22 protein-coding genes, 2 tRNA genes and 1 pseudogene are annotated in these 25,662 nt (G+C 42.1%); all 25 read right to left on the bottom strand.

Annotated features, from left to right (window positions below; genetic code table 11):
- Positions 1 to 6 precede the first annotated feature (6 nt).
- Positions 7 to 1,425: an anthranilate synthase component I family protein gene (locus ACTJKA_RS18330; protein ID WP_345911687.1), complete on the bottom strand. Its 1,419-nt coding sequence runs from the start codon at positions 1,423 to 1,425 to the stop codon at positions 7 to 9.
- Between the two features lie 124 nt (positions 1,426 to 1,549).
- On the bottom strand, positions 1,550 to 2,473 hold the full coding sequence (gene cysK / locus ACTJKA_RS18325) for a cysteine synthase A (RefSeq protein WP_008341814.1): 924 nt from the start codon (positions 2,471 to 2,473) through the stop codon (positions 1,550 to 1,552).
- 77 nt (positions 2,474 to 2,550) lie between these two features.
- Positions 2,551 to 3,453 (bottom strand): peptidyl-prolyl cis-trans isomerase, encoded by a 903-nt coding sequence (locus tag ACTJKA_RS18320; protein ID WP_025206605.1) that lies wholly within the window; start codon positions 3,451 to 3,453, stop codon positions 2,551 to 2,553.
- Positions 3,454 to 3,505: 52 nt separating this feature from the next.
- Positions 3,506 to 4,381: an Hsp33 family molecular chaperone HslO gene (hslO, locus tag ACTJKA_RS18315; RefSeq protein WP_007496169.1), complete on the bottom strand. Its 876-nt coding sequence runs from the start codon at positions 4,379 to 4,381 to the stop codon at positions 3,506 to 3,508.
- A gap of 15 nt (positions 4,382 to 4,396) precedes the next feature.
- A complete protein-coding gene (locus ACTJKA_RS18310) occupies positions 4,397 to 5,173 on the bottom strand; it encodes a type III pantothenate kinase (protein WP_008341820.1) in 777 nt (258 codons plus the stop codon).
- Positions 5,174 to 5,336: 163 nt separating this feature from the next.
- On the bottom strand, positions 5,337 to 7,241 hold the full coding sequence (ftsH, locus tag ACTJKA_RS18305) for an ATP-dependent zinc metalloprotease FtsH (protein ID WP_440607885.1): 1,905 nt from the start codon (positions 7,239 to 7,241) through the stop codon (positions 5,337 to 5,339).
- 95 nt (positions 7,242 to 7,336) lie between these two features.
- Entirely contained in the window at positions 7,337 to 7,876 is a 540-nt protein-coding gene (gene hpt / locus ACTJKA_RS18300; RefSeq protein WP_007496175.1) for a hypoxanthine phosphoribosyltransferase, read from the bottom strand.
- Positions 7,873 to 9,295, bottom strand: a pseudogene (gene tilS, locus ACTJKA_RS18295) (tRNA lysidine(34) synthetase TilS). The gene hpt and the pseudogene tilS overlap by 4 nt, the downstream one beginning before the upstream one ends.
- A 96-nt stretch (positions 9,296 to 9,391) precedes the next feature.
- Positions 9,392 to 10,402: a protein kinase domain-containing protein gene (locus ACTJKA_RS18290; RefSeq protein ID WP_138824871.1), complete on the bottom strand. Its 1,011-nt coding sequence runs from the start codon at positions 10,400 to 10,402 to the stop codon at positions 9,392 to 9,394.
- Positions 10,386 to 11,120, bottom strand: coding sequence for a vWA domain-containing protein (locus tag ACTJKA_RS18285; RefSeq protein ID WP_008341829.1), 735 nt, complete (start codon positions 11,118 to 11,120; stop codon positions 10,386 to 10,388). Before ACTJKA_RS18285 ends, ACTJKA_RS18290 begins: the two co-directional genes overlap by 17 nt.
- 76 nt (positions 11,121 to 11,196) lie before the next feature.
- Positions 11,197 to 13,680 carry a stage II sporulation protein E gene (gene spoIIE, locus ACTJKA_RS18280; RefSeq protein WP_108611679.1) on the bottom strand — a complete coding sequence of 828 codons (2,484 nt, stop codon included), beginning with the start codon at positions 13,678 to 13,680 and terminating at the stop codon, positions 11,197 to 11,199.
- Between the two features lie 203 nt (positions 13,681 to 13,883).
- Positions 13,884 to 13,955, bottom strand: a tRNA-Glu gene (locus tag ACTJKA_RS18275).
- A 25-nt stretch (positions 13,956 to 13,980) separates the two neighbouring features.
- Positions 13,981 to 14,054: transfer RNA gene (locus tag ACTJKA_RS18270), tRNA-Met, on the bottom strand.
- A 179-nt stretch (positions 14,055 to 14,233) separates the two neighbouring features.
- Entirely contained in the window at positions 14,234 to 14,632 is a 399-nt protein-coding gene (locus ACTJKA_RS18265; RefSeq protein WP_003217901.1) for a S1 domain-containing RNA-binding protein, read from the bottom strand.
- Between the two features lie 82 nt (positions 14,633 to 14,714).
- A complete protein-coding gene (locus tag ACTJKA_RS18260; RefSeq protein ID WP_007496186.1) occupies positions 14,715 to 15,089 on the bottom strand; it encodes an FtsB family cell division protein in 375 nt (124 codons plus the stop codon).
- A gap of 18 nt (positions 15,090 to 15,107) precedes the next feature.
- Positions 15,108 to 15,746 carry a spore cortex biosynthesis protein YabQ gene (yabQ, locus tag ACTJKA_RS18255; RefSeq protein WP_007496188.1) on the bottom strand — a complete coding sequence of 213 codons (639 nt, stop codon included), beginning with the start codon at positions 15,744 to 15,746 and terminating at the stop codon, positions 15,108 to 15,110.
- Positions 15,743 to 16,051: a sporulation protein YabP gene (gene yabP, locus ACTJKA_RS18250; protein WP_007496190.1), complete on the bottom strand. Its 309-nt coding sequence runs from the start codon at positions 16,049 to 16,051 to the stop codon at positions 15,743 to 15,745. Before yabP ends, yabQ begins: the two co-directional genes overlap by 4 nt.
- 74 nt (positions 16,052 to 16,125) lie before the next feature.
- Complete coding sequence (locus ACTJKA_RS18245; protein ID WP_099496229.1) at positions 16,126 to 16,386, bottom strand: RNA-binding S4 domain-containing protein; 261 nt, start codon at positions 16,384 to 16,386, stop codon at positions 16,126 to 16,128.
- A complete protein-coding gene (mazG, locus tag ACTJKA_RS18240) occupies positions 16,383 to 17,867 on the bottom strand; it encodes a nucleoside triphosphate pyrophosphohydrolase (protein WP_440607884.1) in 1,485 nt (494 codons plus the stop codon). The genes ACTJKA_RS18245 and mazG overlap by 4 nt, the downstream gene beginning before the upstream one ends.
- Positions 17,857 to 19,461, bottom strand: coding sequence for a putative polysaccharide biosynthesis protein (locus ACTJKA_RS18235; protein ID WP_440607883.1), 1,605 nt, complete (start codon positions 19,459 to 19,461; stop codon positions 17,857 to 17,859). The genes mazG and ACTJKA_RS18235 overlap by 11 nt, the downstream gene beginning before the upstream one ends.
- Positions 19,462 to 19,665: 204 nt before the next feature.
- Positions 19,666 to 20,202, bottom strand: coding sequence for a stage V sporulation protein T (gene spoVT, locus ACTJKA_RS18230; RefSeq protein ID WP_007496196.1), 537 nt, complete (start codon positions 20,200 to 20,202; stop codon positions 19,666 to 19,668).
- Positions 20,203 to 20,341: 139 nt separating this feature from the next.
- Positions 20,342 to 23,875 carry a transcription-repair coupling factor gene (gene mfd / locus ACTJKA_RS18225; RefSeq protein WP_019743557.1) on the bottom strand — a complete coding sequence of 1,178 codons (3,534 nt, stop codon included), beginning with the start codon at positions 23,873 to 23,875 and terminating at the stop codon, positions 20,342 to 20,344.
- Between the two features lie 67 nt (positions 23,876 to 23,942).
- Entirely contained in the window at positions 23,943 to 24,173 is a 231-nt protein-coding gene (locus ACTJKA_RS18220) for an anti-sigma-F factor Fin family protein (RefSeq protein ID WP_003217967.1), read from the bottom strand.
- Between the two features lie 55 nt (positions 24,174 to 24,228).
- Positions 24,229 to 24,795: an aminoacyl-tRNA hydrolase gene (pth, locus tag ACTJKA_RS18215; RefSeq protein ID WP_007496201.1), complete on the bottom strand. Its 567-nt coding sequence runs from the start codon at positions 24,793 to 24,795 to the stop codon at positions 24,229 to 24,231.
- Between the two features lie 140 nt (positions 24,796 to 24,935).
- On the bottom strand, positions 24,936 to 25,562 hold the full coding sequence (locus ACTJKA_RS18210; protein ID WP_008341853.1) for a 50S ribosomal protein L25/general stress protein Ctc: 627 nt from the start codon (positions 25,560 to 25,562) through the stop codon (positions 24,936 to 24,938).
- Positions 25,563 to 25,662 lie beyond the last annotated feature (100 nt).

Raw genomic sequence — 25,662 nt, 5'->3', positions numbered from 1 at the left:
TCACCTCTAACTCAAAATAGTCTCTTCTTTGCTCAACTGTAATGCTTTTTTCACTGCATAGGCTTTTTTAATTGATTCTTTGTATTCGTGCTTTGGTACAGAATCGATGACAATGCCTGCACCTGACTGCATGAAGGCTCTCCCTCCTGTACAATAAGCCGTACGAATGACGATATTAAAATGCATATCTTGATTGAATCCAAACCAGCCTATAGATCCAGTATAAAGCCCACGCCTTGTCGGCTCAAGCTCTTCTATGATTTCCATTGTTCTCACTTTTGGCGCACCTGTAATTGTGCCGCCTGGGAATACAGCTCTCATGACATCTACTGCATCACAATCATCACGCAGCTCCCCTTGGACATTTGATACAATGTGCATCACGTGTGAATATTTCTCAATGGCCATAAACTCGTTCACCTTGACTGAGCCATAAGTAGACACTCGTCCAAGATCATTCCGCTCAAGATCAACGAGCATCACATGTTCTGCGCGTTCTTTTTCATCTTCAATGAGTTCTTTTGCCAGCGCTTGATCTTCCGCATCATCCTTGCCTCTTGATCTTGTGCCAGCGATCGGTCTTGTTTCGAGCTGAATGCCTTTTTTCTTAATAAGCAGCTCTGGAGATCCACAGACAATTTGGAAATCTGGCGTGTGCAGATATGACATATATGGAGATGGATTCACGTGACGTAATGTTTTGTATAAATGATATGGGTGGGTATGAAGCTGTTCATCTTGTCTAATGGATAGGTTCACTTGGAACACGTCACCGCTGGCGATATATTGTTTAATCGTTTCTACAGCTTCCCCGAAAGCTTCTTCAGTAAAAGGTGCAGCAGGTACACATTCCGAAGAAGACACATTGACAGGTGAATGTGCTGATTCTTCTGATGTGCTTGTCCAGCTTTGCTTTAATTCTTCGAGTCTTTGATGAACTTCACTGACAGGTTCGTCTCCTTCTGTATGAGTCATCAGCCAGAGGACGTCTTTATTATGATCAAAGACAGCGACATCATTGAATACGAGGAAATACAAATCAGGCGTCTTCAAATCATCGATGGACAGCATTTTAAAATGCTCGATATATCTTGCGTAATCATAGCTTAAAAATCCAATCGCTCCACCTTGGAAGTCAGGATATTCATCGTTCGTTTCGGTTCGTAGGGTTTGAAACCAATCAGCAAATGCCCTAAAAGGATCTCCCTCTTTGAACAACACCTCATTCTGATAATGGATGGTGGTCATCCCGTCCTTCCCTTTCGCTTTAGCGATCGGATGAATGCCGGCAATACTGTATTCTCCGCCACGTGCACTTTCAAGAAGGACGTGATGTGATTCATGAGCCGTTAATTGTTCGTATCGTTTCAAGAATGCATCTTTCGTAAAAGGAATTTTGATGCCCATCGGCCTACGTTGTGTCATGTAATCATCCTTTTTTATTTTCATTAATCTTATTGTAATGCAATCCATTTTAATTAGAAAATAGTATTTGCTTTCCATCTTCAGAATTCATGAAAAAACCCCAGCAAATGCTGGGGTGTATTGTTTAATCAAATTGATAAAGCGGCGTACTAAGGTAACGTTCACCGTTACTTGGAATAATCGCTAGAACCTTTTTCCCTTTACCAAGCTTCTTCGCTGTTTGAAGCGCTGCATAAATGGCTGCTCCTGAAGATATACCACCAAGGATTCCTTCTTCTTTCGCTGCCTTTCTTGCAAGTTCAAATGCATCTTCGTTTTTCACTTGGATAATGCCGTCATATACTTCTGTGTTCAAGATAGATGGAACAAACCCTGCTCCGATGCCTTGAATTTTATGCGGACCTGGTTTCCCGCCTGATAGTACAGGAGAATCTGTTGGTTCTACCGCATAGAGCTGAATAGATGGGATGGCTTCTTTCAGGACTTCACCAGCACCTGTAATCGTACCGCCAGTACCAACTCCTGCAATAAATGCATCAAGGTCGCCGTCGAATTGTTCAAGAATCTCTTTCCCTGTTGTGCGGCGGTGAATCTCAGCATTGGCTTCATTGCTGAACTGCTGAGGCATGAAGTATCCGTGCTCTTCTGCTAATTCTTCTGCTTTTTTGATGGCACCTTTCATTCCTTCTGCACCCGGTGTTAATACAAGTTCTGCACCGTAAGCCCGTAAAAGGTTGCGGCGCTCCTGACTCATTGTATCCGGCATAACTAAAATCGCATTGATTCCTTTTGCAGCCGCGACCATCGCAAGACCGATTCCTGTGTTTCCGCTTGTTGGCTCAATGAGTGTGTCACCAGCTTTTAATGTACCTTTTGCTTCAGCATCTTCGATCATCGCTAACGCAATACGATCTTTTACACTGCTGCCTGGGTTCATATATTCAAGTTTCAAGTAGACATCCGCACTGTCTTCATCTACTAAACGGTTTAATTTAACGACTGGTGTATTTCCTATTAGTTCAAAAACTGAATTTGCAATACGAGCCATCACTAACACCTCTATCTCCGAGTAATTTTATTGTATTAATATTAAATTATCAATTTCGAAAAATTTTGTCAATGCTTTTAGTCCTGCTCTCCATCGTAAAACCATGTGACTTTTGCTTCTTTCCACAGGGTTTTGACATTCGCCTTTTCACCCAGATCTTCCATGGCGATCTGCCTTTTGATCTGATCTTTGACTTCTTCATAAGAGAAGGAGCGGCCATTTAATTTTTCTTTTAATTGTATGATGGCATAACCGTTTTTGATCTCGATCGGCTCTTTCGTCCATTCATCTGGCTGAAGCTTTTGGGCTTCTTGTATGTATAGGGCTGGAATGCTTTCTTGCTCTTCTGTGACAAATCCAAGATCTCCGCCGTAAGGAGAGGTATATCGATCGGTGGATCGTTCAGCTGCTACAGCTTCGAAACTAGATCCGCCCTTTAAATCTTTTAATACACTTTGTGCCTCGTCTTTTGTTTTCACAACAATGTGGCGAATTCGGTATGAGTCATCATATTGATACAAGTCTTTGTTTTTTTCATAAAAGGATTTGGCTTCTTTTTCAGAAACGACCGCATCTCTCGTTAGAAGCTGTTCTAATAAAATTTGATAACGAATCTGCTCTTTCCATTCCTTTTCGCTTGTATGACCGTCTTCGTAGAAATTATTAGATACCGCTTTCAGCATCAGCAGCTCACGATTGATCTCTTTTGAAGATACCTCCAGCTTGTTTTCTTTCGCAAGTTGATTGACTACCTTCTGATTGATCATTTGTTCAAGTGTTGCCTTTCCGTAGCGGTCTTCCATTTTCTTTAACCATTCTTGACGTGTGACTTTCTCTTTCCCAATAGAAGCAATTTCTTCACCGCTCTTCCCATTTGAAGAAGCCTGCGACATTTGTGATTTTGTTAATACATATGCAATGACAACGGCATTAATCATGAGCAGAACGAGGATAAATGTCCATACCACTCTTGCTTTCAGTCTCATCTTTCGTCTCCTTTCCATTCTAAAAAGAAAACCCGCTGCTTAGAGCTTAGCGGGTTATTTCTTCACGTAGCTCTTCTAGCTCTTCTTTTGTAAATACATACGTTTCGTTACAAAAATGGCATTGAGCTTCTGCTTGTCCGTCTTGTTCAATCATATCCTCAATTTCGGCTTTCCCTAGGCTGATAATACCGTTGGCAAACCGTTCTTTTGAGCAGTTACAAGAAAATTCGACAGGTACAGTTTCTAAAATTTGAGGTTTTTCACCGAGCACTTCTTCTAAAATTTCTTCAGGAGTCATCCCTTTTTCAATCAGTTTAGAGATTGGTTCAATGGTTGATAATCTCTTTTCGAGTCTTTCGATGACTGCATCTTCTGTTCCAGGCAGCAATTGAATGATGAAACCGCCTGCTGCAAGGATCGAGTTATCTGGATTGACAAGAACACCCACACCTACAGAGGATGGCACTTGTTCAGAGGAGACGAGGTAATAAGTAAAGTCATCTCCAATTTCACCTGAGACAATTTCTGTTTGCCCTGTAAAGTGGTCTTTCAGTCCGATATCTTTGACAACACTTAACGTTCCAGATGTTCCAACAGCACGTCTAACGTCCAGCTTCCCATGTTCATTTAAATCAAAGTGAACTTGTGGGTTTGAGACATATCCGCGCACCTGACCTTTTGCGTTTCCATCCGCAATGATGGCTCCGATCGGCCCACCGCCTTCAATTTTGACAGTTAATTTATTCTCGCCTTTCAGCATGGCTCCCATCATGACAGTCGCTGTCATGGTTCTGCCGATTGCAGCTGAAGCAGTTGGCCACGTATGGTGTCTTCTCTGCGCTTCGTTGATTGTATCTGTTGTGTTCGCAGCATACGCACGGACTTTCCCGTCATATGCTAACGCTTTAACTAAATAATCCATTTTGATTAAACCCTCCTATAATACACCGACACGATTGCGTTCATAAATTAATTGGAGTCCTTTTAATGTGAGGAACGGATCGACAATATCAATACAGTCTGATTCATTTCCAATCAATGTAGACAAACCGCCTGTTGCAATGACTTTCGGTGTTTGTTTGGCTTGCTGCTTCATCCGTTTCACTATTCCCTCGACTTGACCAACATATCCATACAGGATACCTGATTGCATCGCACTGATCGTGTTTTTCCCTACGATATGATCTGGACGAACAATTTCAATCCTTGGCAGCTTAGCCGCTCTTGTATATAAAGCCTCTGTTGAGATGGTAATACCCGGTGCAATTGCGCCACCCATGTATTGTTTTTGTTCATTGATATAGCAGTAGGTTGTGGCTGTTCCAAAGTCTACCACAATGAGAGGGGCCCCATACAGGTGAATGGCTGCCACTGCGTTCACAATTCGATCAGCGCCGACTTCCTTTGGATTGTCACACATAATGTTTAATCCAGTCTTCATGCCAGGCCCAACGATTTGAGGAGTAATGTGAAAATACTTTTCGCACATTCTTTCCAGAGCAAACATCATTGGCGGGACAACAGAAGAAATGATAATCCCTTCTATCTGGTCAAACATCAGCCCTACATAGTCAAATAAGGATCGGATTGCCATACCAAATTCATCTTCTGTTTTATGACGGCTTGTTTCAATTCGCCAATGGTAGTTCAAATCGCCATTATGATAAACACCTAAAACGGTATTTGTGTTTCCTACATCTATCACGAGTAACAACTTCATCACCACTTTGAATAGTGTCTCAAAAAGAGCATTTTTCGACTTTCTATCATACCATACACGAATTGAGTTCCATTTGTAAACAATTCGAAACCGATCCATTCATGAATCGAAATAAAAAAAGCTGCCGGTGAGCCCGACAGCTTTTTATAGAAGGAGATTAAATCTCCTCGTCTTCTTCTTTTTTCTTGATGTTCACTTTCACATCATCGTTTTTCTCTTCGTCATCTGCGTATACACGCTCTGGAAGCTTTCCAGTATCGTAAAGAGATTTAATTTGTTCAGCATCTAATGTTTCCACTTCTAAAAGAGCTTGTGCGATGATTTCTAGCTTATCTTTATTCTCAGTGAGAATTTGTTTCGCACGTTCGTAGCTTTCTTTGATGAAGCGCTGAACTTCTTGGTCAATTTCGTAAGCGATCGCTTCACTATAATTCGGCTCATTGTTGAAATCACGGCCAAGGAATACTTGACCTCCTTGTGATTGACCGAATTGTAGAGGACCAAGTTTATCAGACATACCGAACTCTGTGACCATTCTTCTTGCAATGCCTGTTGCACGCTGGAAGTCGTTGTGAGCGCCTGTACTTACTTCACCAAACGTAATTTCCTCTGCAACACGACCGCCAAGCAAGCCGACGATTTTATCAAGAAGCTCTGGCTTCGTTTGGAAATAACGGTCTTCTCTTGGAAGCATGACCGCATATCCGCCTGCCTGACCACGAGGAACGATCGTTACTTTATGCACCATGTCTGCTTCGTCAAGGATAAGCCCAATGACGGTATGACCTGCTTCATGGTACGCCACGATATTGCGTTCTTTCTTCGAAATGACACGGCTTTTCTTAGCCGGTCCAGCAATGACACGGTCAGTTGCTTCGTCGATATCACGCATATCAATTTTCTTTTTGTTTTGACGGGCAGCAACAAGCGCTGCTTCGTTTAGTAAGTTCTCAAGATCTGCCCCAGAGAAACCTGGTGTTCTGCTTGCAATGGCTTTCAAGTTGACTGTATCATCAAGCGGTTTGTTTTTCGCATGAACCTTCAGTACTTCTTCACGGCCAATGACATCTGGGCGGTCAACCGTAATTTGACGGTCAAAACGTCCCGGACGCAGCAATGCAGGATCTAGGATATCTGCACGGTTCGTTGCAGCAATGATGATAATCCCTTCGTTGGCACTAAAACCATCCATTTCAACAAGAAGCTGGTTAAGCGTTTGTTCACGCTCATCATGACCACCGCCAAGACCTGCTCCACGCTGACGACCCACTGCATCAATCTCATCAATAAAGATTAAGCAAGGTGCATTCTTTTTCGCATTTTCAAACAAATCACGTACACGTGATGCACCGACACCGACGAACATCTCGACGAAGTCAGAACCACTGATGCTGAAGAAAGGAACGCCTGCTTCTCCTGCAGATGCTCTCGCAAGCAATGTTTTACCTGTACCTGGAGGTCCTACTAGTAAAACCCCTTTAGGGATTCTTGCGCCAAGCTCCGCAAATTTACGTGGATCTTTTAAGAATTCAACCACTTCTACGAGCTCTTGTTTTTCTTCATCCGCACCGGCAACATCTTTAAATTTCACACGTTTCTTCTCTTCTGTGTAAAGCTTCGCCTTACTCTTACCAAAGTTCATGACACGGCTTCCACCGCCTTGAGCTTGGTTCAATAAGAAGAAGAACAGGATAAAGATGATGATGAATGGAATGATGGTTGTCAGAACTTGCAGCCATCCATTTGTTTCAGGTGCTGGTTCTACTTTTACATCTGTATTCTTCAGTGCACTGTAAATTTGGTCAACTCCTTGACCGTCTGGAACGTGGGTAATGAAGTATTCATCTTTCTTCGCGCCATCTAATTGACCACGAATTTCATAAACCCCTCTTACAGGCTGAATGGAGATACTCTCCACTTTTCCCGCACTTAAATTTTGCGAAAATTTGCTGTAAGACATGTTCTCAGGCTTTTGATTAGGGGATCCTAACCAACTGACAACCCCTATCACAAGTAATAAAATAAGTATATAAAAAATCGTATTACGAAAAACCCGATTCATTCCTTACCTCCTCCCACAGTAAGCACAACTATGTTCAATAGTATCATAGAAAATCATTCCAATACAACCAATAACCTCATGTAAACGTGTGCTCATTAGCCTTCGTAAACAGATGGTTTTAACACTCCAATATACGGGAGGTTTCGGTAACGTTCGGCAAAATCCAATCCATAGCCAACAACAAATGCATCTGGTACTTCAAACCCAACATAATCTGCTTTGATGTCTGCTTTGCGGCCGCTTGGTTTATCAAGCAATGTCACAATTTTAATGGAGTTTGCTTTACGGTATCGGAAAAGCTCTACCAGATAACTCAAAGTTAACCCACTGTCGATGATATCTTCCATAATTAGAATATCTCTTCCTTCAACAGAAGTATCTAGATCTTTGATGATCTTCACTTCTCCAGAAGATACGGTAGACTTTCCGTAGCTAGATACATCCATAAAATCAAGCTCTAAATATGTATCAATGTGTTTGATCAGGTCTGCCATGAATGGAAGAGCCCCTTTCAAAACACCAATAGCCAGGGGAAATTTACCATCATAATCGCTGGTTAATGTTGCACCCAGTTCCTTCACTTTTAGCTGGATCTCTTCTTCTGAGATCAAAATCTTTTCAATATCTTGTTTCATGCTTTTGCTTGCCCCCTACAAATTTTCGTGCTGTCTATATTGTAATACAATGAGATCGCTGTTTGTCATATCAATTTCTTCAAAAACGGATTTTTTCAGACCTGGGATCCAGATGATTTGATGATCCGAGTCAGTGACGATCGGCCAGCTGTCTCTTTCTGCAAGAGGCACTTTTTTATCAATAAATATATCTTTCACCTTTTTTGATCCATTCATCCCTTTAAGTTTGATTCGATCACCGTTTTTTCGTGAGCGAATGATCAAAGGAAGACGAACATGATCTTTTTGAAGCAAGAAAAAATGGTTTCCGTTCCGTGCATCCTTCGGAACATGATTTGATACCAAGATAGACTGTCCATTCGGGAGAAAAAGTTCCTCGCCAAGCTCACCTTTTAAATGATGAGTATATGACTGATCTATGACAAGCGATCGTTCAAAGGTAAACATACAGTGATCATAAGATTTGACAGCTTGTAAACCTTTTGGCAAATCTAATGATCCAGACGGTTGATCAGTATGAGATAACCAGTCCAAAGTCCCTAGAATATGCTGGTTTGAAAACGCTGATTGAGTGTTTTCATAAAGATAGTTTAATATTAGTTGAATGCCTCTTCTTTGTAAAGGCAAAGGCAGGTCAAGCAAAGGCTTCGTTTTGATCTCAATTTGCTTTGGCGTTTGATTCGTAATGACTTGATGCATTTGATCCTTTGTTAATGCCTGCAAGTACTGCTCATCCTCAGTCAGCATGTCACTTACAAACTGAAAGCTTTCATGCACATGAGGTGCCTCTTCTTTTAACACGGGAAGAACGTGTCTTCTGATCCGGTTTCTCAAGTAGTCATCGGTGTGATTGCTTTGATCAATGACATAAGGAACTTGTTCTTTTTCGCAAGCAGCGAGTACATCATCCTTAGAATATCCAATCAGCGGACGAATCAGCCACCCTTCTTGAAAAGGGCGCTTTGCTTGCATACCTGCGAGTCCTATTCCAACAGTCCCTCTTGTCAGCCTCATCACCATTGTTTCTACTTGATCGTCTCCATGATGTGCAAGCGCTATAAATTGAGCGCTGTACTGTTCCATCAATTGACGAAAGAAAGCATATCTGCACTCTCTTGCAGCTGCCTGTTTGTTTAAGCGGTTTTCTTTTGCATATTGGGTGACCTGTATACGAGCCGATTCAAAAAGGATCTCATGCTCTTTACAATACGCTTCAACAAATGCCAAATCAGCAAAGGATTCTTCTCCTCTGAACATGTGATCTACATGGGCTGCAATCAGCTGAAAGGAACCTTTTCGACGTTTGTTTAGTTCATGCAGCAAGAGCATAGAATCTGGTCCGCCAGAAACCCCGACAATGACTGTCGTATTTTCAAGGAAAACATCATGTTTTTTCAAAAAAGATTCAATTCTATTCACAACTTCCTCCTCACAAAGAGCAGGTAATTTAAAGATATACATATCCTATCACTTTCATTAGCTCCAAGCAAAGAAGAAGCCTGCTTTTTTACAGCTCTATAATAGGAATAAAACCACATACGCACAGTAAAGAGCGAGCACACTGCATAAGATGAGAATGGTTTCAAAAAGCCCGCCTGATTTTTTGCGTACTGATGTTCTTTTCGCAGCAGCAACTCTTGATCGTGAAGGTGCGGCCTGTTGATGTTGGGGAACAGCTGGCTTTTGCCTATTTTGCTGTGATGGCTTCTTCTGTCGTGATTTTCTTGAAGCAAGCAATTGTCCTTCTTTCAGCATCGCGCTTTTCATGTCTGACGCTGATTGATATTTGCCTTGGAGAGCCGCTTTTAACACCCTCTCATATCGCTTTAATAAAGGATGTCCTTCAATCGCTCGATAAAGCTGCTTTTCTGGTTCTGCCCCTTTTTTAAATTCTTTTTTATAGGCACAGTTCACCATGACCATACTTAAGGCAAATAAATCATAAGAAGGTTCTGCTTTTCTTGTACCGAAGCCCCAGTAGCCGCGGTCAAAAAACTCGGTGTATTCCTTAATCGCCCTTCCTGCCTTCGTTGTTCCTCCAACATCAATACATCGAATCGTAGCTGGGGGGCCTGAAACGATGAGATTATCAGGCTTCAAGTCCCCGAAGATCCAGCCTTCCTTATGTAAGTGACCAAGGTTAGACAAAAGTTGAATCATGAGAACGACGATCCATTCATCGCCTTTTTGTTTGACAAATTCAAGTAGCAATGGTCCTCTGACATACTCCATGACATAAAACGACCGTTTCTCTGACATACCAGGATAAAGAGCATCATCCATATCATAAAAAGAAGGCCCCATGGTTTTCACAGGAGCCTTTGAAAAGGATTTTAATACATTGACTTCAGATGCAATGAGCATACTGTCATCACTCACTTTAAGGGCCACTTGCCCCTTTGGCGATTCGGCCAGATAGACCACACCGTTCGCCCCTTTTCCCAGCTCTTTTACAATGCGGTAATGTTGGTGATGCCATTTTCCTTTTATCATTGTACCTAATGGGATGTTAGAAGCCGAATTCATCATGTTCTTCCTTCGCTTCAAGCAGCCCTTTTCGTGAACGAACTGATTTGAAATGCTGGAGTGCTTCTCGAATTGCTGGTCCAGTCGGTGTAATTCCTCCTGTTGTCAGCTTCGGGAAAATCGATGATAACGAATCGAACCGAGGCGTCCAGTTCAACACAATTTCTGCATCTGAGTTTTTCCCGGGAAATACACACATCCCAAACTGATTTTCACCAATTCTCGAATTTAGACTAATAGAGAGATCGATGAGTGCTTCTTTGACCGTTGGCAGCTTCGGTTTCATACTTGCACTCGTATCCACAAGCACAAGCACTTGAAGATGAACCGTCTCACCGAGCTCGTCCACAACCTCCATCACTTCTCCACGCTTATCTGGGGGAAGTTCTTCAATTTCAGTATCTTTGCCAAGAATTTGCTGCAATTCTTTATTCACAACACCTTGTAACGTTTGCGTCATCGCCTTTTTTGTAACCATTTGTACGGTTTGAGACAATTGCTGAACGTAGACAACCTGATGAATGCCTCCGCCTGCTAAAGCAATCCCCTCTACTTCTTTCATCGCTTCATGATCGTGTCTGTTCTCTTCCATAATGCCAATGACATTGACTGTGATCCCTTGCTCTTTTGCCAATGCGGCAATCGCAAGTGGGTCTTCCCCATGATTTGAGCAGCCATCTGTAATCAGTAAGATTTGGTTTACGTGACCTTTTCGCATCTTCATTCCTCCTGGGATTGTAACTGAATGCTTATATCCCCATCATCGCCAGAAGAAATTCATATTATACGATATTTCAAGAAATCTCTTGTTTCTGAAGATAGAATGTACCTGTCGGAATGGATGCCCATTTTGGTGTATTGTGGTCGAGCCTAATGACGACAACCGTCATATCGTCATCGATTTGACCTGCTCTTGTGCGAATGACCTCCTCCATTAATAAATCAGCAATCTCTTGCGGATCTTCTGTTTTAAAGCTCTTCATTTTTCGTTTGACCCATAAATCATGATTTTCGATATGCTTTGGTCCTTCAAAGATACCGTCGCTCATCATGATGAGGAGATCTCCTGCCTTCATCTGTTCACTCACCACTTCTACTTCAAATTCATCAATAATGCCAATAGGCAAGTTGCTGGCCTGTACCTTCATCACTTGATCACCACGTTTAATAAAACTTGGGGTGGAGCCAATCTTGAGGAACTTACAGCTCGCATCCTGTAAATCAATGATGGATAAGTCTAATGTGGAATAGACTTCATCTGTTGTCCGTAAAGATAAAATGCTATTAATCGTTTTAATCGCTACTTTTTCATCAATACCAGACGCCAAGATTTTTTCTAACAGCTTGATCGTTTCATTGCTTTCAAAATGGGCTCTTGCTCCATTTCCCATCCCATCACTAATAGCTGCGGCATATTTACCTGCACCCAGCTCCATCATGCTGTAGCTGTCTCCAGATACTAATCCTCCGCCTTTCGCTGCATGTGCTACACCTGTAGACACTCGATACGATTTTGCAGAACCGAATACAACATGACAATAACCTGTTGGATGCTCCGCACACTGCTCTGCTTTGACTAAAACTTGTTCTTCTAAAATATCCGAGAGCATTGGAGCGATGATTTTTTCGCATTCCCCATGACCTTGGCAATAGGGAATTCTCATCTCTATATCAACATTTCCCTGTTCTAAGCTATAAATTTCAACTTGCTGAATTTCAATTCCAAAGTTCTGAAGTGCTTCTATCATCTGCTCTTCCTGAATAAAATGCTGCTCTCTTTCTCGTTTTATTTCCCGGGAAAAATCCTCCATGACTTGCGAAACACCCATCAGTTGTTCGGCCACAAGGCGCCTGCTGTCTTGGACCTTTTTCTTTAAGGTCTGATTTGCTTTATAGTAAGCTATCTCCTCTTCAATCAATTCTTCTACATGCTTTGATTTTGAGCAGTGCTGACTGAATTTCTTTTTCAACTTCCGGTTATGCTCGTACGTTTTTTCATCAGATTCATGCATAACTTGTTTCATGAGTTCATAGGTTGTATCAAAGTTCTGCACCCAGCATTTATTTTTCTTATAGCACGTTTGACAGGAACGTTCTGTGATCGTACTTAAAAAAAGATCTACATCCTCTTCCTGCTTCTTCTCCTCAGGAATGGATTCGTAAAATGTCGCAAAACTCTCAGACAGCGCATGAAATACATTAGAGAATTGATCTACCTTTTTTGCTGTCACGTCTCGTACTTTTCTAGCATATTGCTGCTGTTCCTGTACATGCTCTACCGTACCAGGAATATATTTTGCCACCTTAGACGTTACTGACTGTGGCGTGAGCAAAAACAGTGCAACTGCGATGAGTGATTCATATAGCGTGGTCATTAGCCCTGCTGACCCTTCACCGTAGAGGGAGATTAGTAAAGAACCCACAATCAAGCCGATGGCGGCTCCTGCTTTTTTCCCCTCTTTTAGTAATCCGCCTAATAAGCCCGAAAAGGCAAGCAGACTCATCTGATAAAGGTTGCCGATGTTGGCGAGACCAAGAATTAATCCAGTTACAACACCCACTGTACAACCAATACTCGCTCCTCCAATAAAGGCAAAGCTCAGCACTACATATCGTGACAAAATATGCTCTGCCTGCATTCCTTGAAATGTGATCCCAGCCAGACCTGTTAAAACTGAAGCGATTAATATCATAAAGCAAATAATTTCTTCAACCTTTAAGGAGTGTTTGATTTTCCTGACTGTAAAAATCGGCAAACTTTGAAGAAAAATTAGTGTCAGAATGAAGGCAAGTCCAGCTTCAACCCCCGCCATCACATAGTCATAACTTTGAACCGCACCCTGCTCGAGGTATACAAAAGCTCCCCTGGTCATCAGCATTGAGAGCACAATCACAACCGGTAATGTTTTCAACGGGTCTTTGATGATAAAAGAAACGACCTTTGACATGAGGAGGAACACGATCAATGACGCAAATACGAATAATGCATTTTGAGGTGATATCGTCATCGCTCCAGCGAGTAAAGCAAGACAAGCAAGCATCGCTTTATCCCTTTTAATGAGCAGCATGGACCCAAAGAAAGGCAATGCAAACGGCATAATTTCAGATAAGATAAAGGCTCGTCCCAATAAAAAGCCCAGAACAACATAAATAAACCCTTTATAGAAAAAAAGAGAATGCGTATGATGAAGAAACAGGTTTTTCATCTTTTTTAACCCTGCACTGATTCTTTCAAACCCGGCTCCCGTTAAATCAGTTCTTCTTTCTAGTTTTTCCATCTTTTCATCCCCCACCTGATATTCGTTGCTTGTCATTATAGCGAAGGTGAAAAAGAAATTTTGTCAAAAGAAGTTGTCGTTTCCATAAAACGTTCGACGCTTTATTTGCCAAAAAGGCATACTTTCTTGAAAGTCGATGTCTTTCATCAGAATTTTACGAAAGCACAAAAAAACAGCTTTCCTATAGAAAGCTGTTTTGAAGATGACCCGTACGGGATTCGAACCCGTGTTACCGCCGTGAAAGGGCGGTGTCTTAACCGCTTGACCAACGGGCCTTGCTTATCGTTCTTTTTAAAAGGATAGCGGCGGAGGGGATCGAACCCCCGACCTCACGGGTATGAACCGTACGCTCTAGCCAGCTGAGCTACACCGCCATAATGTAAAATGCGCTAAGAAGCACAAGAACTATAATACAAAGGATTCGCTTGTCCGTCAATAGAAAGTTTTAAATTAAATGGCAAATGCACAAAAAACGTTGAATTTGTATTAAAAAAAAGCACCCGCTAAACAGCAGATGCTTTGTTGTGAAAAATATATAGAAAGCAGCAACAAGTTAACCTCTTCTTGCTCCGCGCCCCCCACGTTTTGATTCCGTGTTACGTTTTAAAGATGTTAAGCGATCTTCGCTATCTTTTAAGAATTTGTTCATTTTTTGCTCAAACGATTCCTTCGGACGGAAATCATTTCTGCTCGGTCTTGATTGTTGTTGTTGAGGACGATCTTTTGCTTTTTTAATGGACAAGCCGATTTTACCGTCTTTTTCAACGTTAATCACTTTCACTTCAACTTGTTCACCGACTTTTAAATGCTCATTAATATCTTTTACATAGTTATCGGCTACCTCACTGATATGAACGAGACCAGTTGAACCGCCTGGCAACTCCACAAAAGCTCCAAAATTTGTAATGCCCGTAACTTTCCCTTGTAACTTGCTGCCAACTTCAATCGACATAAAAAAAGTGCTCCTCCTTAGACTTATAAAAAAATCTCATTTGTTCAATTATACATAAACTGAATTTTAAGTGTCAACAAGGCTAATCGCTCTTATTGCCCACATCAAAGATTTTTTCGCCTTTTTTAGACATATAATAGTCCCGTCGTGCCAGTTCGAGTACGTATTCTTTGCTTTTCAGCTTTTTGATTTCATCAGAAATATCTTCCTGCTTTGTTTGTAATTGCTTCAATTCTTTTTCAAGCGCAACCTTCTTCTCTTCTTTTTCTTTCAATGCAGACGATTGCGACCAGAGGGCACTTGTTACCAAAACAGCAAACATGAGCACAATGACTCCAAACACGGTAAGCCTTCTAAGGAGTCCCCGGCGTTTGCGTTTTAGGCGCTGCGCTTGCTGTTCCATTTGTTTTTGATAATCATTTTGAATTTGTGCGATATTTCTTTTTCTCTCGTTCAAGGATGAAGGCCTCCTCTCTTACTTTGTCCAGAATTGTTTCCATTTCGTTTTCATGGTACGAGATAATTTCTTGATCCCTTGTAAAATTCCTGCTCCTTTTGAGAAAAACAACCTCATTGATGTTCGCCATTTTTCGGGAATTCGATGAATAATGGTCACATTGAGTAACCAAATAAGCGGATAACAAACAATATACAGCACCTTCCACACGAGTCGAAACGCAAAACGAACAAGGCGTAAGAGCGAGTGGAACAAGAACAGAAGAGCACTTATGATCAAACCAACGATCCAGCGAATGGGCTGGAAAACCATCGACATGATCAGCCTTTTCAGGAAGAGAACAGTCTGATAAATACACCTCATCACAAACTTGAGGATGTTCATATACAGCTGTTTCATCAATGCCTGGTACATCGAGAAACCTAGAGCAACAGCTAGAAAAATATAAAGCCTGAATTCTCCCTCATTGGTCAGCAGCAGGACATAAAAGAATAAGAGACCCTGCACCACCCAAAAAAGGAGGTCGTGAATGACCAGCAGCCATTTTGCTGTTTTTTCCCGGTTCACAAACAGCTTGTACGTATCCAGCGATGCGCCCAGCCAGATGCCCATCGCCGCCATCGAAAGCATCGTATAAAACTGGACCGTCAGTGTCATTTAAACAGCTTGCTAAAAAATCCTTTAGCTTTCTCCCCGTGCTGCTCATCTACATAGATTAAGTCAAAGACACGCCCTTTAATGGACACAACGCCCTTTTCTACATCTAAGTTTTTCATTTGCAGATTTTCTCCGCGAATGGCGAGGACTCCCATGACAGTCTCAAGCAGAAATTCTTCATTATCAAAGCTCTCGACCTGTTTGACCCCGGTAATATCTAAATGCTTTCTGTTGCGCATTGTGACATGATGCTCGGCTTCTGATGACAACTTCGTGCCTTGAGGTTGATTATAATATTGATTCATTTATACATCCCCCATATCTCATACTTGCATTGTTACTGCATTGTATGTGACAGGCGGGACATTTAGAACAAGCCCTATTCTGCTGTTTTTTCTTCTTTTAGCACGGTATACATGCCAGCAGCTTCTTCTTTTTTGGTGGTGTCTTTTAACTCGTTGACTTGAACAGTCACACGCTTTTGACCAAAGCGAATTTGAAGCTCGTCCCCTTCTTTCACGTCAGAGCTGGCTTTCGCCTGCGTGCCATTAATGGAAATTCTCCCTTGATCAGCTACTTCTTTTGCCAATGTTCTTCTTTTGATTAAACGAGACACTTTTAAGAATTTATCTAGTCTCATGTATGTTCACCTCTTTCTATACGTTTGGCATCGTTCCACAGATCGTCCATTTCTTCTAAGGTCAAGTCCTCTAGTGAACGCCCTATGTCCTTTGCTTTTTGTTCAATATGCTGAAAGCGCCGCATGAATTTTGTGTTTGCAGAAGAGAGGGCGGTTTCAGGCTCTAGATGATAAAATCTTCCAATGTTGACGAGAACAAACAAAAGATCCCCAAATTCATCCTTCATTTGCTTTGTTGCACCTTCACCCGTCTTATCTGCCACTTCCACAAGGAATTCCTGCTTTTCTTCTTCGTATTTGTTCCAAATATCCTCTACTTCTGTCCAGTCGAAGCCCACTTTTGCTGCTTTCTTTTGGAGCTTATAGGCTTTTGTTAAAGCTGGAAGAGTCGTTGGAATGGATTGCAAAATAGAAGCTGCACGCTCCGGTTTTTCCTGCTGCTTGATTTTTTCCCAGTTGGCGACGACATCTGATGCTTCAGACACATCCGTATCACCAAACACATGCGGATGTCGTCGAATCATTTTTTCTGTCACATGCTGAATGACGTCATCCATTGAGAAATAACCATCATCTTCACCAATTTGGGCATGGAGTAAAACTTGAAGCAGTACATCTCCGAGTTCTTCAACCATATGATCTGGATCGTCTTCATCTATGGCTTCCAGCAGCTCATAACATTCTTCAATTAAATATGGTTTGAGCGACTCATTCGTTTGTTTTTGATCCCAAGGACAGCCGCCAGGACCTCTTAATGTACGAATGACTTCGCGGAAAGTGTCAAATTGCTGATAGAGTAGCTTTTCATCTTGGATTGGAGGCACATAAACACTCGTTAAGTTATTTATCGACACATCTCGATCAAGTTCAAATAAAGGAACACCTGTAATCTGCTCCTGACTGCTTCCAGCTGCCGTTACGATAAAGACTTCATAATCGTCAGGTAGCTTTTCCATGAGGGTCAGCTTCACATTCGAGGCTGTCATCTGATCATATACCTGACAGATCAGCACATGCTGGGTCAACTTCAGATCATCCGCTCTCATATCCTCTGCGTCAACGAATTGCAGCCCTTCAATTGGGTCAATTTGTAAGGAATTAAACGTCGCATCCAAAAAGCTTTGTCCACCAGCCACGTACACCTCAATCCCGCGCTCCTTCTGTTGTGAAACAAGAAGCTGCACTGTCTTTTCAGCTACAAACGGGTGACCTGGTACTGCATACACAATATCTTTCTCCTCAGCCTCTTGGAAGAGAATGTCTGTGATTTCCTCATACACTGCATTAAACTGATCATGCTTTTCATATATCTCATCAAAAAAGGTCAGAGACGGGACCTCCTGCATCAATTCTGCGGTGAGTGGATGATCCTGCGTTCTCATGTATACTTCTTTCGCCTGCTTCAGCTGCTTATATACACCGAGCGTTAGCTGATCCATGTCGCCTGCCCCAAGACCAACGACTGTAATCTTACCTGCCATTTCGATTCCCTCTCATCTGTTTAAAATATAAAATCTTTTCTCCTAATGGAATGAGTCTCCATTCCTCTTCCGTAAATACGTCTAGCTTAAGAATACTATATAAAAAGGCGAAACCACCAATAAAAACTGAAGTCAGGCTCTCTAAAACAGAAAACGGACGTTTCTCAAAGGGAATGACCCAAGAAAACAATGCCTGATATCCAATTAAAACGACAGCCATGAATGCTGCTGATAAAAGAATTTTCACTGGGAATAGCTCTCTTATTGAAATCCACCCTTTATGCTTCAAATACACCGCATTGAGCGCAGCGGCGGCGAGAAACCCACAAACAGTCGACCATGCGGCTCCATAAATGCCGAATAACGGGACAAGAGCCAGCGTCAGCCCCCATTTCACCAGTACACTAATCAGGACCACGACAGCCGGATACACGGTATGTCCCAGACCCTGAAGTAAAGCGGTTTGCGTAATCGCCATTGATGTGAAGGCAATGGATATGCAAAATATTTGCAGCGCATCTGTCCCTAAGTCATTACGAAAAAGCATAATGTTCACAGACGATAAAATACATATAAGCCCGACAGCTGAACCAATCCCCAGCACCGATGTTGCCTTAAACGATGTACGTACTTTTTCACGAATTGCTTCATGCTGCCCTTTTCTTAAGGCCGACGACAAAAACGGAACAAGAGACGTCCCAATACTAATTGCAAACACCGTCCCGAGCTGCAGGAACGGCTGACCTCGGTCATATACACCTTTTGCCGCCTTTGCAGCTGCTTCACTCAGTCCCTCACTGCGCAGTAGCGCATACAAGTGAAAAGCATCGATCATTTGCATCCATAGAATCAGCAATCCACTCACACAAATCGTCAATGTATACAGCAACAAACTCTTCAGCACATCTTTTTTCCGCAGTGTAGCCTGTTTTAATGTCTTGCTCGCTGCCGACCGCTTCCGATAGGTCAGCCAAAGGAAAAGAAGCAAAATGAGTGAAGCCGCACTTCCAGCTATAGAAGAGAACACCGCACCCGCTCCTGTTTCATAAAGCGAATAGCCATGTCTCACAAAATAGAAAGATAAAACAAGCAGGACGCCTACTCTGATGAGTTGCTCAGCCAATTGAGAGACCGCAGTGGGGAGCATCAGCCCATCACTCTGAAAAACACCCCTCAGCATCACGGTAAGCGGCAGAAATAAAAACACAAACGAACTCATCTGGATGAGCAACATTAATTGACTGTCCGCCATGAGATTCGCAATTGTGCCTGCTCCTATGTATAAACAAAGAAATAAGACCAAGCTCAGCAAAGTGATATACACCAAGGATACCTTTGTAATGATTCGGCGATTCTCCTCACCATGCTCGCTCAGAAGCTTGGACACCATTACAGGAAAACCAGTGGTGCCGAGCATGATTGCAATGCCAAGAAAGGGATAGACCTGCTGATAAATATAAAAACCTGTGTCTCCTACGATATTTTGAAAAGGGACACGATATACGGCACTCAGTACCTTTGATAACAAGCCTGCGATGGTTAAAATCACCGCACCTTGGAAAAGCCAATGCGGCTGATTCACAGCATTTTTCATGGATGACTCCTTTATGTTCAATCAAAAAATAAACCTGCATTTAAACGCACTCATTATATCATACGTGACTGGCAAGCCGTTTCTTTCTAAGGAGTAGACGATACATTCATTATATTGTTTCATCCCATATAAAAAACGCCGACAAAATCAGATGATTTCATCGGCATTCTTTCGTTTTATCAAAATGATATAGATTTATTAGACCTAATGTTCCATTTGACGGGCTAAGAAGCCAGCTGCCGTTTCTGCCGCTTTATGCTCCACTTCTCCCATTGAACGCTCTTTAGAAAATAAGACGACGGCGCCAATTGGATCTCCGTTTGCAACAATAGGTGCAATGGTATAAGCTGATACATCATCATCAATACCATCCACAAGCTGAATTTCTTTCTTGCTGTCCTCTAATACAGAATTACGCTGATCCATTGTTCGTTCAAGTAAATCACTAATGGATTTGTTTAAATACTCTTTTTTTGAACTACCGGATACAGCAATATACGTATCACGATCACAGATGAGGATAGAATGACCCAAACTGTCGAATAATGCATCAGCATATTCCTTCGCAAAGTCTCCTAGCTCACTAATCGGTGAATACTTCTTCAAAATGACTTCTCCATCGCGGTCGACAAAAATCTCAAGTGGATCTCCTTCCCGGATGCGCAATGTTCTGCGAATCTCCTTCGGTATAACCACTCTACCTAGATCATCGATGCGGCGTACAATTCCAGTTGCTTTCATTCACTGCTGCCTCTCTTTCGTTTGATGATGTGTTGGGTGAATGGAACAAAAGCGTCCACTTTATGCAACATTCACCACTTGACCCTGAGTTTAGTATCTGTCACATCAAACGTAATATACACGAGAGACCAACAAAATTTTATGAAGATGGAATGGTTTCTTTTTTCACATCTTGAAGACCTCGAAGCATACGAAGAACGACTTCAAGCCACTCCTCCGTTTTCTTGCCTTTTGTTTGGACAGAAATAATCAGCTTGCTGCCTTCCATGCCAAGACCGATATCACGTCCATATTGACTGCCAAGCTCAAATAATTTTTGACCATCGATGTCGCTGCTTGCTTTTTCATCAAGAGTGAGTCTGACAATGCCTTTCTCCATCTTGATCAACTCGACACGTTCCTGCACAGCGTACACCTTCATCGTCGCAATCGTGAACAAATCAGCTACTTCTTGCGGATATTCTCCGAATCGGTCAATCATTTCATCTTGAAGCTCTTTCCGCTCTTCTATAGATCCAATCGCTCTAAACTGTTTATACATCTCGATCTTTTGTTTGCCGTCAGAAATATAGCTATCTGGAATGTAGGCATCAATTTGGAGATCAATTTCCGGCTCAAATTTTTCTTGAGCAGTCGTATCGCCTCTTCTTTCTTCAATGGCTTCTTTCAGCATTTGAGAGTAAAGGTCGAAGCCAACAGAATCAATAAATCCATGCTGCTGTGCACCAAGTAAATTCCCTGCTCCTCGAATCGTTAAGTCACGCATCGCAATTTTAAAGCCTGACCCAAGCTCAGTGAATTCTTTAATGGCTTGAAGTCTTTTCTCAGCTACTTCAGAAAGCACTTTATCTTTTCGATAAGTGAAATAAGCATAGGCCACACGATTCGAGCGCCCAACTCGTCCTCTTAACTGGTACAGCTGCGAAAGCCCCATTTTATCAGCATCATGAACAATGAGCGTGTTCACATTTGGAATGTCTACGCCCGTTTCGATAATGGTTGTACTAACGAGTACATCCGATTCACCTTCTAGGAAATTAATCATCACGGATTCCAGCTCGTTCTCACTCATTTTCCCGTGTGCGTAGCTTACTTTTGCGTCTGGAACAAGCATCGAGATTTCATCTGCTTTTCGTTCAATATCCTCCACTCGGTTATAAAGGAAGTACACTTGACCACCTCTTGCCAGTTCTCGCTCAATGGCTTCTCTAACTAACGCACCATTGTACTCGACAACATAGGTTTGAACTGGGAAACGGTTCTCAGGTGGTGTTTCAATAACAGATAAGTCACGTACACCAAGCATCGACATATGAAGCGTACGAGGAATTGGCGTTGCCGTTAACGTCAGCACATCAATATTGGCTTTCATTTGCTTAATTTTCTCTTTATGCGTTACACCGAAGCGCTGCTCTTCATCGATAATTAACAGTCCTAAATCCTTGTACACAATGTCTTTTGAAAGAAGACGATGCGTCCCAATGACCATATCAATCGTTCCATTTTTCAGCCCTTTTAAGGTTTCTGTTGTTTCTTTTCGTGTACGGAAGCGGCTAAGCTGAGCGATTTTAACAGGATAGTCTTGGAATCTGTCCATAATCGTGTCAAAATGCTGCTGCGCTAAGATCGTTGTTGGTACAAGCAGTGCCACCTGCTTCCCGTCAGCAATGGCTTTGAAGGCCGCTCGAATCGCCACCTCTGTTTTTCCATAGCCCACATCTCCACAAAGCAGACGATCCATCGGGCGCTCCCGCTCCATGTCTTGCTTGATTTCATGAATCGAGCGAATTTGATCGTCTGTTTCTTGGTAAGGGAATGCCGATTCAAACTGGCGCTGCATCTCATGGTCAGGTGAGAAGGCATACCCTTTGCTTGCTTCACGTTCTGCGTACAGCTTAATCAGATCATCTGCAATGTCCTGCACAGATGATTCTACTTTTTTCTTCACACGTTTCCAGTCGCTGCCGCCTAGTTTATATAGCTTTGGTTCTTTTCCTTCTGACCCTACATACTTCTGCACCTGATCAATTTGTTCAACAGGGACATAAAGCTTGTCGCTTCCTTGATAATGAATATTTAAATAATCTTTATGAATGCCGCCAATTTCAAGCGTTTCAATTCCTAAATACTTACCGATCCCGTGGTTAATGTGCACCACATAATCGCCCACTTGCAGTTCTGAATAGCTTTTGATTCGCTCTGCGTTTGTCAGCTTTTGCTTACGTGCCTGCTTCTTCACACGTTTCTTGAAAAGTTCACCCTCTGTAATGACAGCAATCTTGGATAAAGGTAGTTCAAAACCGGTTTGAAGCTCACCTTGTAAAATATATACTTGCCCGCTGACAAGCTCAGCATCAGGTTTAGCAAGAGCTGCTTCAATGTCATAATCATGCAAGACAGATGACAGCTTCTCTGTCCGCTCTTCATCCGCACCTAAAAAGACAACCGTATAATTCTGCTTTTTGTAGCGTTCAATTTCACTTGCAAGCACATTCATCTGCCCGTGGAAATTCTGCATTTGCTTACTAGATACATTGACGATATTTTGCGGATTGGTCTGCTGAACATGTCTCAAAAATAAGGAATAGTACAGAATCGATCTCGATTGCTGATTGAACAGCTCTTGAAATGGGAAGGAAAGGGCTAGATCATGCAGGATATTCCCTTCTTCCAGCAGACTAATTGTCCAATCTGCTTCTTCCTGTTCAAGCTGTTCTTCCATCTCCTGAATTCTGCTGATTTCATCTAGAATGATTATCGTATCCTGCGATGTATAATCTAGCAAACTAGCAGGCTTTTCATAGAAATAGGACAGATACTTCGTCATTTCTTGTGTCACAATACCTTCTAGCAGCTTCTCACGATCAGCAGAAATATTCTGATGGAGCAGTTCTTTTTGTTTATCCGAGTTGAATTTCTTTAAGCTACTGGCAAGACCTTCGTCAAGCTGTTCAATCGCTCTCACTCGTTCAGGCCCTCTTACAATCAGCTCTTTCGCCGGGCCAATCTTGATTTCTTGAAGTGTTTCCAATGAACGCTGCGTGTCAGAGTGGAAGGACCGAATAGAATCCACTTCTGTATCAAACAGCTCAATACGGATCGGGTGGTCTTCCGTTAACGCATAAATGTCAATGATTCCTCCGCGCACACTAAAGTCTCCGGGCGCAGCGACCATGGACGTCCGGTCATAACCGATTTGCACGAGTTGTTTTGAAAACGCCTCCAAATCAATTTCTTCACCAACCTTTAAATGGATCTGACTCTCCTTCCAGAGCTCAACAGGAGGAAGCATTCTACGCACTGCAGCTGCTGGGGTCACGACAATCGGATTTTCTCCATTCGCGAGACGATTCAATACATCAAGACGCTGCGCTCTAAGCTCCGGGCTTGCCACAGCAATTTCAGATGCAATGAGTTCATTGACAGGATAAAGAAGAACCGAGCGATCTGGCATCACACTTGCTAGATCATCTGTGACCTTCTGCGCTTGATATAAGTTGTGTGTCACAATAAACATCGGCCGCTTTAATTCGTCTGATATGGCGGCTGTAAATAAAGATCTGACGGAGCCTGATAGTCCGGCGAGCAGTTGTTCTTTTAAACCTTCCTTTAGCCCATTAAAAATGGACTGAAAATCATCACTTTGTTTGATAAATGATTGTATATTTTTCATTTGGCTCCTCCTCCCTGCTTGTTTAAAACAGAAAAACGCTTTGGTCTATTATCTACACCAAAGCTTTTTATTGAATAAAGGTATGATACTGATGGTAATCAGGATTTCTTTCGAGCGCCTCTTGGCAATCCTCACAAATGGTTTGTACATGTAAATCACCATTTTCCCTATAAGAAATCATATCGTTTCTTTCCTCATTTGTTAAGTGATGAAATCCAAGTGCTTCACTTTGGACAGCGGATTCATCTAGACTGCCAACCTTTACACCACAGTGCCGGCAGTAATAGTGCAAAGCCATACGTGATCCTCCCATGCTGAGATTTTATGATCAGTATGTGCTTTGCTTATCATTCTTATACCTTCTTGTTAAAATCATTCATCACTTCTAAAAATGGCTTTGTTAAAGCCGCTTCACAAGCTTCAACAGATGCTTGAATAGCAGATGAGATATCAGGCTGTTCTTCCTCTGAGAAGCGTCCTAGTACGTAATCGACGACCTTCATGCCGTTTTGTGGACGGCCGATGCCGATACGGAATCGGTCAAACTCAGGTGAACCTAAATGCTGAATCAACGATTTGATTCCGTTATGTCCGCCTGCACTTCCTTTAGTACGCAAACGAATCCGGCCCGTTGGCAAATCAAGATCATCATAAATGACCTTCAAATGTTCAAGGGGAATATCATAGTAATCCATCAGCGGACGCACACATTCCCCTGATAAGTTCATATATGTAAGAGGCTTCACAAGTAGAACCTTTTGCCCCGAAACAAACCCAGTTCCATATTGTCCATGGAATTTTGATTGATTTAATGGGATGTCCCATTTTTTTGATAGTTCATCTATTGTCATAAACCCGACGTTATGTCTTGTTTTTTCATATTCTTTTCCTGGATTACCCAATCCAACGAACGCAATCATGAAACCAATAACCTCCTTTGTCGCACATGCACACGCCTAAAAAATGAGCCAATGTGATTGCCTCATGCAAAACGTATGAATTCTTTTCATTCTAGCACAAAAGACGTAACCGCGGGAGGGTTACGTCTCTAATTGACCAGTTATTCTTCGCTGTCATCTTTTTCTTTAATGGCCTCAGGCTCTTGCGTTTCCTCTTCACTATCTGGCTCTGGAACCTCTGATTGCTGAGGCGGTAAGATCGAAGCAACAACTTCTTCTGGATCATTATTAATTTGATACGTAGACTGAACAGACAGATCACCAACTGTTAGTACGTCATTTACTTCTAAGTTTGTAATATCAGCTTCAATATTTTGCGGGATATCCTTTGGTTTCGCTGTAATGGATAGCTCAAATAGTGGCTGCTGAAGCACACCGCCATCCTTTACACCTTTGGATTCGCCAATGAGTTGTACAGGTACATCTGCGTCAATTTCTCGCTGTAAGTCGACCACTTGGAAATCAGCGTGGACTAGCTCATTTTTCAACGGATCTGTTTGCAGTTCTGTTACCATCACAGATTTTGTTTCACCGCCAACGTCTAATGTGATGATTGTGTTTTTTCCTTCATCACGTAATGTCTTTAATAAATCAATACTGTCTAATGAAACAGCAAGGTTGTCTGTATTTTTTCCGTATATGACACCAGGAACGTGTCCTGAATGACGGATTTTTTGCAGTGTGGAACGTTTGAAATCAGTTCTTTTATTTGCTTTTAAAGTTGCCATATTCAGCACCATCCTATTTCTTTTTTGTCACTACTTTCATAAATACCCATAACTGAATCATTTTAAACATGTTTGACTTTCATTTATCACAGCAAAAAGA

The sequence above is a fragment of the Bacillus sp. 22190 genome (assembly GCF_052045575.1).
GTDB classification, from domain to species: Bacteria; Bacillota; Bacilli; order Bacillales; family Bacillaceae; genus Bacillus; species Bacillus altitudinis.
Note: the sequence above shows the minus strand (reverse complement) of the source record. Positions and strands in the feature narration are given on the sequence as shown.